Annotated in this window: 1 protein-coding gene; it reads left to right on the forward strand. The window is 55.0% G+C overall.

Annotated features, from left to right (window positions below; genetic code table 11):
- A partial coding sequence (locus KZ793_RS20260; protein ID WP_225816973.1) for a non-ribosomal peptide synthetase occupies positions 1-12,928 on the forward strand: 12,928 nt, incomplete at both ends.

Below are 12,928 nucleotides of genomic sequence, written 5' to 3' on the forward strand. Positions count from 1 at the left end.
TTGACCCGTTCAGTGATAAACCAGATGCGCGCATATACCGGACCGGGGATTTGGCCCGTTATCTGCCGGAAGGGGATTTAGTGTTTGTCGGCCGTAACGACCAGCAGGTTAAGATCCGGGGTTTCCGCATTGAACCGGGGGAAATTGAAGCCCGGTTGGCAGAGCACCCAGCAGTGCGTGAATCTGCCGTATTGGCGTTAGGGGATGCGCAGGATAAGCGTCTGGTCGCTTATGTGGTGGCACCAGTGGATGAGGGGCTGGCGAATAGCCTGCGTACCCACCTGAGTGCAACTTTACCTGACTATATGATACCAACAGCCTTTGTGCGTCTGGATGCACTTCCGTTGACCCCGAACGGTAAGCTGGATCGCCGGGCGCTACCGGCACCGGATAATGAAGCGCTTGCCCGTCAGGTTTATGAAGCGCCACAAGGGGATACGGAAATCACATTAGCGGCGATTTGGTGTGAGTTGCTGGGCGTTGAGCAGGTTAGCCGACATGACAATTTCTTCGCGTTGGGTGGTCATTCTCTGCTTGCGGTACGGATGATTGAACGTTTGCGTCACTTGGGGTTGACGCTGGCAGTGCGTAACCTGTTTCAGTCTCCGGTGTTATCAGACCTGGCTCAAACGTTGGGGCAGCACCGGGCTGTGGTGGTGCCACCGAATGTCATTACATCAGCGACGACGACACTCACTCCGGAAATGTTGCCACTGATCGATCTGACTCAGGCTGACATTGACCGCATCGTCAGGCAAATACCGGGTGGGGTGGCTAATCTTCAGGATATCTATGCCCTGTCGCCATTGCAGGACGGTATTTTGTTCCACCACTTACTGGCAAACGAAGGGGATCCGTATCTGGTGGTCAGTCAGATGGCTTTTGCTGACCGATCCTTGCTAGACCGTTACTTAGCGGCAGTGCAACAGGTGATTGATCGTCATGATATCTTGCGGACTGCTTTTATCTGGCAAGGATTATCTGTACCGGCTCAGGTGGTTTGGCGTCAAGCCACGTTGTCAGTGATGGAGCTGACCCTGGATCCGACTGACGGGCCGGTTTGCGATCAGTTAATGCAACGTTTTGATCCCCGTCATTATCGTCTTGACCTGAATCAGGCACCGTTGTTGCGGTTTGTGGTGGCACAGGAAATGGATGGTCGTTGGATTGTCCTGCAATTGCTGCATCACCTGATTGGCGACCATACCACACTGGACGTCATGAACCGTGAAGTACAAGCTTGTCTGGACGGACAGCAGGATCGCCTGTCTGATCCGGTGCCGTTCCGCCATCTGGTGGCGCAGGGCCGGCTGGGTGTTAGTCAGGAAGAACACACCCGTTTCTTTACTGACATGTTGGCGGCGGTAGATGAACCGACATTGCCGTTTGGTTTGACGGAAGTGCATCGTGATGGTTCGCAGGTGGCGGAATCTCACCGGATGTTGTCAGCCGGGCTAAATAACCGTTTGCGTCATCAGGCGCGATATCTGGGCGTCAGTTTGGCGGCATTGTGTCATCTGGCCTGGGCCCAAGTGTTGTCGCGTACCAGTGGGCAGGAGCAAGTGGTGTTCGGCACCGTATTGTTTGGGCGTATGCAGGCCGGGGAAGGAACAGACAGCAGTATGGGATTGTTCATCAATACCTTGCCGCTGCGGCTGGATATGGATGATACCCCGGTACGGGACAGCGTGCAGGCTGCCCATACCCGACTGGCCGGACTATTGGAACATGAACATGCTTCATTGGCGCTGGCCCAGCGTTGCAGTGGGGTACATGGGGAGATCCCCCTCTTTAGCAGCTTGCTGAACTATCGGCATAATGCCCTGTCGGCACCGTCAGATGAGCTGATAAGCGGCATTGAGTTTATTGGTGCACAGGAGCGGACCAACTATCCGTTAGTGCTGTCCGTGGAGGATTGTGGTGAATCTCTGGGGCTGACGGTTCAGGTAGTACAACCGTTTGATCCGAAAAACCTGTGCGACTATATGCAACAGGCACTGGAGAGCTTGGTGGAGGTACTGGAACAGGCCCCGAAAACGCCGGTACGACAGTTGGAGATTTTGCCGGAAGCGGAGCGTACGTTGTTGTTAAAAACCTGGAACGTGACGGAAACTGCTTCTCCTGACCAGTCATGCATTCATCAATTGTTTGAACAGCAGGTGGCGCAAGCCCCTGATGCGCCCGCGTTAGTGTATGAAGATCAGCTCTTCAGTTATGCCGAATTAAATGCCCGTGCCAACCGGCTGGCCCACCAACTGATAGCACTGGGTGTAGTACCTGAGCAGCGGGTGGCGATTTGTGTGTCACGTTCACCGGCAATGGTGGTGGCGGTACTGGCAATACTGAAAGCCGGTGGCGCCTATGTGCCGCTGGACCCAGTCTATACTGGTGAGCGTCTGGCCCATATTCTGACCGATGCCGCCCCGGCTATTTTGCTGGCGGATAAGGCCGGACGTGCTGCGCTGAACGAGCAAACGCTGGCTGCGCTGACCGTGCTCGACCCGAATAATACCCTGCCGGATCAGCCGGATGTTAACCCGCAGGTCCCTGAGCTGACTGCCCGGCACCTGGCGTATGTGATTTACACCTCTGGTTCGACGGGGATGCCGAAGGGGGTGATGGTCGAGCATCGTAATATCCAGCGTTTGTTTGAGGCGACTGAACCTTGGTATCACTTTAACCGGCAGGATATTTGGTGCCTGTTGCACTCCATCGCCTTCGACTTCTCGGTATGGGAATTGTGGGGGGCTTTACGTTACGGCGCAAAACTGGTTCTGGTGCCACACGCGATCGCCCGTTCACCTCAGGAGCTGCATCAATTTGTGTGTCAGCACGGTATCACCGTGTTGAATCAGACGCCGAGTGCTTTCAAAGCCTTTATTGCCAGTTATGTCGACAACCCATTACCGGACCAGTTGCGTTATATCATCTTTGGGGGAGAAGCCCTCGATCCGGGGATGTTGCGGGCGTGGTATCGCCTGCGTGAAGAGACGTCGCCCCGGTTGGTGAATATGTACGGTATCACGGAGACGACGGTTCATGTGACTTATCGGGAACTGAGTCCTCATGATGTGGCGCAGATAACCAGCCCTATTGGTACGCGTATCCCGGATTTAACGCTCTATCTGTTGGATAAATACGGTCAACTGGTGCCGTTGGGGACAATCGGTGAATTGTATGTTGGTGGTGCGGGTGTGGCGCGGGGTTATCTGAACCGGCCAGAATTGACGGTGGAACGTTTCCTGGTCGATCCGTTCAGTAACAATCCGGATGCGCGCATGTACCGTACCGGGGATTTGGCGCGTTACCTGCCGGACGGTAATCTGGAATTCCTGGGCCGTAATGACCAGCAGGTGAAAATCCGCGGTTTCCGCATTGAACCGGGGGAAATTGAAGCCCGGCTGATAGAACACCCGTTGGTACGTGAATCGGTGGTGTTGGCGTTGGGAGAAGCGCAGGATAAGCGTCTGGTCGCTTATGTGGTGGCACCAGTGGATGAGGGGCTGGCGAATAGTCTGCGTGCCCACCTGAGTGCAACTTTACCTGACTATATGGTGCCGTCCGCCTTTGTGCGTCTGGATGCGTTGCCATTGACCCCGAACGGTAAGCTGGATCGTCGTGCGTTACCGGCACCGGATGGTGAATCCGTTGCCCGTCAGGTTTACGCGGCGCCGCAAGGCGAAACAGAAATCGCCCTGTCGGTTATTTGGCGTGAATTACTGGGGGTTGAGCAGGTCAGCCGGCATGACAGCTTTTTTGCTCTGGGTGGTCATTCACTGCTCGCGGTACGGATGATTGAACGCTTACGTAACCTGGGGCTGACACTGGCGGTGCGTGACCTGTTCCAGTCGCCGGTGTTGTCTGAACTGGCTCGAACGTTGAGGCAGCACCGGGCCGTGGTGGTGCCACCGAATGTCATTACGTCAGCGACGACGACACTTACCCCGGTGATGTTGCCGCTGATCGATCTGACTCAGACTGACATTGACCGTATCGTCAGGCAAATACCGGGTGGGGTGGCTAATCTTCAGGATATCTATGCTCTGTCGCCATTGCAGGATGGCATTTTGTTCCACCACTTATTGGCAAATGAAGGGGATCCGTATCTGGTGATCAGCCAGATGGCTTTTGCTGACCGGCCTCTGCTGGACCGTTATTTGGCCGCGGTACAACAGATGGTTGATCGGCACGATATTCTGCGCACGGCCTTTATCTGGCAAGGATTGTCAGTGCCAGCTCAGGTAGTCTGGCGTCAAGCACCATTGTCGGTCACTGAATTGACGTTGGACCCGGCTGATGGGCCGGTGGGTGATCAACTGGTTCAACGTTTTAATCCCCGTCATTATCGTATTGATTTGGGGCAGGCACCACTGCTGCGTTTTGTTGTGGTTCAGGAGACCGATGGCCGCTGGTTTTTACTGGAATTGCTGCATCACCTGATTGGTGACCATACCACGCTGGATGTGATGAATCGCGAAGTACAAGCGTATCTTACGGGTCAGGAAGACGGCCTGCCTGCGCCGGTGCCGTTCCGCAATCTGGTGGCGCAGGCCCGGTTGGGTATCAGTCAGGAGGAACATACCCACTTCTTTACTAACATGTTGGCGACGGTGGATGAGCCGACATTGCCGTTTGGGCTGGCGAACGTGCATCATGATGGATCTCAGGAGAGGGAATCCTACCGGATGCTGACTACCGGGTTAAATGACCGTCTTCGCTATCAGGCCCGGCATTTGGGTGTCAGTCTGGCGGCGCTGTGTCATCTGGCCTGGGCACAGGTGTTATCACATACCAGTGGTCAGGAGAAAGTGGTGTTTGGTACTGTGCTGTTTGGGCGCATGGCGGCGGGAGAAGGGGCTGACAATGGGATGGGGCTGTTTATCAATACCCTGCCGTTACGCCTGGATATCGATGATACCCCGGTACGGGACAGCGTGCGGGCGGCCCATTTACGGCTGGCTGGGTTGCTGGCGCATGAGCATGCGTCACTGGCGCTGGCCCAGCGTTGCAGTGGGGTTGCCAGTGGTACGCCTCTCTTTAGTGCCCTGCTGAACTATCGGCATAATGATCAACAAGATCCGCTGAATGAAACGATGGGTGGGATTGAATTCCTGGGCGGGCAGGAGAGCACTAACTATCCCTTTGGGTTGTCGGTGGAGGACGGGGGATCTACTTTGGGACTGACGGCTAATGCGGTGCAGCCGTTTGATCCGGACAGAATATGCGGTTATATGCAGCAGGCGCTGGAGAGTCTGGTGGAGGCGCTTGAGCAGGCACCGGAAACGTCAGTACGGGCGTTGAATATCCTGCCGGAAACGGAACGCACGCTGTTGCTGGAAACCTGGAATGTCACGGAAACCGCGTATCCTGACGCGTTATGCATTCATCAGTTGTTTGAGCAACAGGTGGAGCGGGCTCCGGAGGCCACGGCACTGGCGTATCAAGAACAGACCCTCAGTTATGCCGAATTAAATGCCTGTGCCAACCGCCTGGCCCATCAATTGATTGTGCAGGGGGTCACACCGGACCAGCGGGTGGCGATTTGCGTGGAACGCTCTCCGGCGATGGTGGTGGCTTTATTGGCGGTACTGAAAGCCGGTGGCGCTTATGTGCCGCTGGATTTAACCTATCCGGGGGAACGTCTGGCGTATATCCTGAATGATACCGCCCCGGCAGTGGTCCTGGCTGATGCGGCCGGGAGGGTGGCGTTGGGTGAAGCCGCGTTGGCGGGGCTGACAGTGCTTGACCCGAATACTCTGCCAGACCAGCCGGATAGCAACCCGCAGGTCACGGCGTTGACGCCACAGCATCTGGCGTATGTGATTTACACCTCCGGCTCAACCGGGCAACCGAAAGGGGTGATGGTAGAGCATCAGGCGATTTATCAACGGTATCTGGGTTTTAATGACACCTATGCTGTCACGGCACAAGACCGGCTGTTGCAATTTTCCGCTTTTGCGTTTGATGTTTCAGTGGAAGATTTTTTCTCGTCATTATGCAATGGCGCTACGCTGGTTCTTCGCGATGACAGTTGGCTGGCTTCGATGCCGGAATTTATTGCTTTAACCCAGCAATATCGTATTACGGTGGTGTCACTACCGACCCTGTTCTGGTCTGAACTGGCGGCCAGAGATACGGGGTTACCGCTGCCAGATTGTCTCCGGCTCATCATCATTGGCGGTGAGGCGGTCAAAAAGAACGCCATTCAGGATTGGTTCAGGCAGGAAGGTCACCGGCCCCGGTTGTTGAACGGTTATGGTCCGACTGAAAATGTCGTGACGGTGACCTATAAGGACGTATTATCCCCAGCCGATGCGCATTCTATTGGCCGGCCGGCTAAAAATGCCCGCATCTACCTGCTGGACCAATATGGTCAACCGGTGCCATTAGGCTGTGTGGGTGAAATGCATATTGGTGGCGTTGGGGTAGCGCGCGGTTATCTTAACCGACCGGAACTGAGCGCGGAGCGTTTTATACCGGATCCCTTTAACCCGATAGCGGGTGCGCGGATGTATCGTACCGGGGATTTGGCCCGTTATCTGCCGGACGGTGATCTGGAATTCCTGGGCCGTAACGACGAGCAGGTTAAAATCCGCGGATTCCGTATTGAGCTGGGTGAAATTGAGGTCCGGTTGGCGGAACACCCGGCGGTGAGTGAATCGGTGGTATTGGCGCAGGGTGAAGGGCCGGATAAACGGCTGGTTGCCTATGTGGTGGCGTCAGCGGATGAGGGGCTGGCTAATCGCCTGCGTGAGCATCTGAGCGTTCAGTTGCCTGACTACATGGTGCCGTCGGCTTTTGTGCGGCTGGATGCCTTCCCGTTAACTCCGAACGGTAAGCTGGATCGTCGTGCGCTGCCGGCACCGGACGAAGAGGCGTTTGCCCGTCAGGTTTACGCTGCACCGCAGGGAGAAACGGAAATCGCTCTGGCGGCGATTTGGTGTGAAATCTTGGGGATTGAACAGATCAGCCGGCATGATAATTTCTTTGCCCTGGGGGGACATTCACTGTTGGTGATACGGGTGATGAATCGGATGGCCGCTTTCGATGTTGAATTGCCGCTGACCCGGCTGTTCAAATCCCCGTCTTTGGCTGCCTTTGCTGAGGAGATCATCACTACCCGGTTTGATAAGCAAGACAGAGCATTGTCCGCCATCCTGCCGATATCCCGCAAGGGTGAGTTGCCGTTGTCATTCGCTCAACAGCGCTTGTGGTTCCTTGCTCAACTTGATGGCGTCAGTGAGACTTATCACATCCCGATCGCATTGAGTTTGCGTGGTTCACTAGATATTGTCGCCTGGCAGCAAGCACTTAACGCTTTGTTTGCTCGCCATGAAGCGTTACGTTCTGTCTTTGTCTCTATTGAGGGTCAGCCACAAGTGCGGTTGTTGGCACCGGATGGCGGCTTACTGTTATCTCAACATGACCTGCGCGGGTTCCCGGATGCGCAGGGTGTTCTTGAGCGCCTGTGCGCCGAGGAAGCCAGCGCATCATTTGACCTTGACCGTGGCCCGCTGATCCGCGCCAGTCTTATCCGGCTTGCCGATGATGAATACGGGTTCCTGCTCACCCAGCATCACATTATTTCCGATGGCTGGTCTGTCGATGTGCTGATAGGTGAACTGAGCGCACTCTATACGACGTTTTTGGCCGGGCAACCGGATCCTTTACCCCCGCTGGCGATTCAATACCCGGATTATGCTGCCTGGCAGCGTCAGTGGCTATCAGAGGAACGCGTTCAGATTCAATCTGACTATTGGCGTACTCTGCTGGCTGACGCGCCGGTCTTGCTGGATTTGCCTACTGATCGGCCTCGTCCGTCTGAGCAGTCGTTTGCCGGGAATGCCGTGCCGGTTAACCTGGATACGGCATTAACGACCGCACTTAAACGCCTGAGTGAGCAGCACGGTGTGACGTTATTTATGACGCTGTTGTCAGCCTGGGCGGTGGTCCTGTCGCGTCTGTCGGGTCAGGACGATATGGTGATTGGCACACCGAGTGCAGGCCGCAGTCGTCAGGAAGTGGAGCCGCTGATCGGATGCTTTGTCAATACGCTGGCGTTACGCATGGATGTTTCGGGTGATCTGACGGTGACTGAATTATTGGCGCGTGTACGGCAGACCGCTTTAGCGGCACAGGAACATCAGGATTTACCATTTGAGCGGGTGGTGGAAATCGTGCAGCCGCCGCGCCGACTGGCACATACCCCGTTGTTCCAGGTCATGTTTGCCTGGCAGAACAATGAGAGCACGGCATGGCAACTACCGGGGCTGGCAGTGTCACCGGTCGATCAAGCTGTTGATATTATCAAGTTTGATCTTGAACTAGGCTTGTCAGAAGAGGAGGGTAGGATTGTCGGTGAGTTGAGTTATGCCACCGCTCTGTTTGATCAATCGACAATGGAGCGACAGGTGGGATATCTGCACACGGTGCTGCAAGCTATGGTCGCTCATGCTCAACAGCGGATCGGGGAGATCGATATCCTGGCACCGGCGGAGCGCAAGCTGTTGCTGGAAACATGGAACGCGACGGAAACCCCTTATCCTGAGGCGTTATGTATCCATCAGTTATTTGAACAACAGGTGGAGAGAACCCCGCAGGCCACGGCGTTAGTGTATGAAGAGCAGATCCTCAGTTATGCCGAATTAAATGCCCGCGCCAACCGGCTGGCCCATCAACTGATTGCTCTGGGGGTCGAGCCGGATCAGCGGGTGGCGATTTGTGTGTCACGTTCACCGGCAATGGTGGTGGCATTGCTGGCAGTGATGAAATCTGGCGGGGCCTATGTGCCGTTGGATCCAACCTATCCGCTGGAGCGGTTGGCGTATATCCTGAATGATACTACTCCGTCAGTGGCGTTGGCTGATGCGGCCGGACGAGTAGCATTGGGTGATAAGGTGTTGGGCGGGTTAACGGTACTGGACCCGAATACCTTGCCAGACCAGTCGGACCGCAACCCGCAGGTCCCTGCGTTGACGCCACAGCACTTGGTTTACGTCATCTATACCTCTGGCTCAACTGGGCAACCGAAAGGGGTGATGGTGGAGCATCAGGCGGTGTATCAGCGTCACTTGGGCTTTAATGAAACCTACGCGGTCACGGCGCAAGATCGGATGTTGCAATTTGCTTCCTTTGCGTTTGACGTTTCAGTGGAGGAGTGTTTCTCAACATTATGCAATGGTGCCACGCTGGTCATGCGTGATGACAGTTGGCTGGCGTCGATGTCGGAGTTTATCTCCTTAGCCTGGCAGAACCGTATTACAGTGATGTCTCTGCCAGCGTTATTTTGGTCTGAACTGATTGTCAGAGACAACGATGCATTACCGCTACCGGATTGTCTCCGGCTCATTATCATTGGTGGTGAGGCGGTCAAAAAGAGCTCCATTCAGGATTGGTTTGTGCGAGAGATCCACCGACCCCGACTATTGAACGCCTATGGCCCGACGGAAAATACCGTAACAGCGACCTGTAAGGAGGTTTTATCCCCAGCCGATGATTGTTCTATTGGCCGACCGCTTAAAAATACCTGCGTTTACCTGCTGGACAAATACGGTCAGTTAGTCCCGTTGGGCTGTGTGGGTGAAATGTATATTGGTGGCGTGGGTGTGGCACGGGGTTACCTTAACCAGCCAGAATTGAGCGCGGAACGTTTTATACCGGATACTTTTAGTCCGGTATCTGGTGCGCGGATGTATGTTACTGGGGATTTGGCCCGCTACTTGCCGGATGGTAATTTGGAATTCCTGGGACGTAACGATCAGCAGGTTAAAATTCGCGGCTTCCGGGTTGAGCTAGGAGAAATTGAAGCTAGGCTGGAGAAACACCCGTTGGTGCAAGAGGCGGCAGTGTTGGTATGGGAGGATGAGCAGGGCAAACGGCTGGTCGCCTATGTGGCGGCAGAAGCAAATGAGGGGTTGGCGGTCCGTTTGCGTGAATACTTGAGTGCAGCTTTACCTGACTATATGGTACCGGCAGCTTTTGTGCGGCTGGATACTTTACCGCAGACCCCGAATGGCAAGTTGGATCGTCGGGCGTTGCCCGCACCAGCGGAGGAGGCGTTTGCCCGTCAGATCTATGCAGCCCCGCAAGGGAAGATAGAAACGATGCTGGCGGCTGTCTGGTGTGAGTTACTGGGTGTTGAACAGATTAGTCGGCATGACAGCTTCTTTGCGCTTGGTGGTCATTCGCTGCTTGCTGTGCGCATGATTGAACGATTGCGGCGTATCGGTCTGAGTGTATCGGTAAAAACGTTATTCCAGCATCCAACACTCTGTATTTTGGCACAATCTCTGGTTCAGCATAGTGAAATTCAAGTGCCTGACAACTGTATTACACCGGATACTACGGTGCTGACGCCGGCGATGTTGCCGCTGATAGATTTGACCCAAGCTGACATTGACCACATTGTCGGGCAAGTGCCGGGGGGAATCGCCAATATTCAGGATATCTATGCGCTGTCACCGTTGCAGGACGGTATTTTGTTCCACCATCTGTTGGCAAATGAGGGTGATCCCTATCTGTTGACGGGGCAGATGGCTTTTGCTAACCGGGCACTGTTGGATCGTTATCTGGCGGCGGTTCAACAGATAGTTGATCGGCACGATATTTTGCGTACCGCTTTTCTCTGGCAGGGATTGTCAGTCCCGGCGCAGGTGGTCTGGCGTCAGGCCCCATTGTCGGTGATGGAACTGACACTGAATCCGGCTGATGGCCCAGTCAGTGACCAGTTAACTCGGCGCTTTGATCCGCGTTATGATCGTCTCGACCTGAGCGAAGCCCCGTTATTGCGTTTTGTCATCACTCAGGAAACCGATGGTCATTGGTTGTTACTGGAATTGCATCATCACTTGATCGGTGACCATGAAACGATGGAAGTCATGCGCCGTGAAGTCCAGGCGTATCTGACAGGTCAGGAGGAGAGTCTGCCTGCGCCGACACCTTTCCGCAATCTGGTGGCTCAGGTCCGGTTGGGGGTGAGTCAGGAGGAGCATACCCGCTTCTTTACCGACATGTTAGCGGAGGTAGATGAACCAACCTTGCCGTTTGGTTTGACGGAGGTGCATCGTGATGGTTCGCAAGTGACGGAAGTTCACCGGATGTTGCCAGCTGGGTTAAATGACCGTTTGCGTCATCAGGCGAGACATCTGGGCGTCAGTCTGGCGGTCTTGTGTCATTTGGCTTGGGCGCAGGTGTTGGCGCGTACCAGTGGTCAGAAGAATGTCGTGTTTGGCACAGTGTTGTTTGGGCGTATGCAGGCAGGGGAAGGGGCAGGGGCAGACAGCAGTATGGGGCTGTTTATTAATACCTTACCGTTGCGGCTGGATATCGATGAGACCTCGGTACGGAACAGCGTGCAGGTCGCCCATGCTCGGCTCGCCGGACTATTAGAACATGAGCACGCGTCACTGGCACTGGCTCAGCGTTGCAGTGGTGTGCAGGGTGAGATCCCTCTCTTTAATAGCTTGCTGAACTATCGGCATAATACCTTGCTGGCAGCGTCGGATGACATCATCAGCGGTATTGAATTTATTGGCGGACAGGAAAGGACTAACTATCCGTTAATGCTATCAGTGGAGGATTTTGGCGAATCTTTGGGGCTGACGGCTCAGGTAGTGCAGCCGTTTGATCCGGAAAGTCTATGTGGTTATATGCAGCGGGCACTGGAAAGTCTGGTGGGTGCGCTTGAGCAAGAGCCGGACAGGCCCGTTCGGGCATTGGAAATCTTGCCGGAAGCGGAACGTACATTGTTGCTGGAAACCTGGAACGCGACGGAAAGCACTTATCCTGAGGCGTTATGCGTTCATCAGTTATTTGAACAACAGGTGGAGCAAACCCCTGATGTAATAGCGTTAGTGTATCAAGAGCAGACCCTCAGTTACGCCGAATTAAATACCCGCGCCAACCGGCTGGCCCATCAGCTGATTGCTCTGGGGGTAGAACCGGACCAGCGGGTGGCGATTTGCGTATCACGTTCACCGGCAATGGTGGTGGCGGTACTGGCGGTGCTGAAAGCCGGTGGCGCGTATGTGCCGTTGGACCCGGTCTATACCGGAGAGCGTCTGGCCCATATTCTGACCGATGCGGCTCCGGCTATTTTGCTGGCAGATAAGGCTGGACGTGCTGCATTGGACGAGAAAACGCTGGCTGCGCTGACTGTGCTTGACCCGAATACCCTGCCTGAACAGCCAGATAGTAACCCGCAGGTACCGGCGCTGACTGCCCGGCACCTGGCCTATGTGATTTACACCTCGGGCTCGACAGGGACGCCGAAGGGGGTGATGGTCGAGCATCGTAATATCCAGCGTTTGTTTGAGGCGACTGAATCCTGGTATCACTTTAACCGGCAGGATATTTGGTGCCTGTTGCACTCCATCGCCTTTGATTTCTCGGTATGGGAATTGTGGGGGGCTTTACGCTACGGCGCAAAACTGGTTCTGGTGCCACACGCGATCGCCCGTTCACCTCAGGAGCTGCATCAATTTGTGTGTCAGCACGGTATCACCGTGTTGAATCAGACGCCGAGTGCTTTCAAAGCCTTTATTGCCAGTTATGTCGACAACCCATTACCGGACCAGTTGCGTTATATCATCTTTGGGGGAGAAGCCCTCGATCCGGGGATGTTGCGGGCGTGGTATCGCCTGCGTGAAGAGACGTCGCCCCGGTTGGTGAATATGTACGGTATCACGGAGACGACGGTTCATGTGACTTATCGGGAACTGAGTCCTCATGATGTGGCACAGATAACCAGCCCTATCGGGACACGTATTCCCGACTTGACGCTCTACCTGTTGGATAAATACGGTCAACCGGTGCCGTTGGGGACAATCGGTGAATTGTATATTGGCGGCGCGGGTGTGGCGCGGGGTTATCTGAATCGCCCTGAACTGACGGCGGAACGTTTCCTGATTGACCCGTTCAGTGATAAACC

Source organism: Photorhabdus antumapuensis, assembly GCF_020387775.1.
GTDB classification, from domain to species: Bacteria; Pseudomonadota; Gammaproteobacteria; order Enterobacterales; family Enterobacteriaceae; genus Photorhabdus; species Photorhabdus antumapuensis.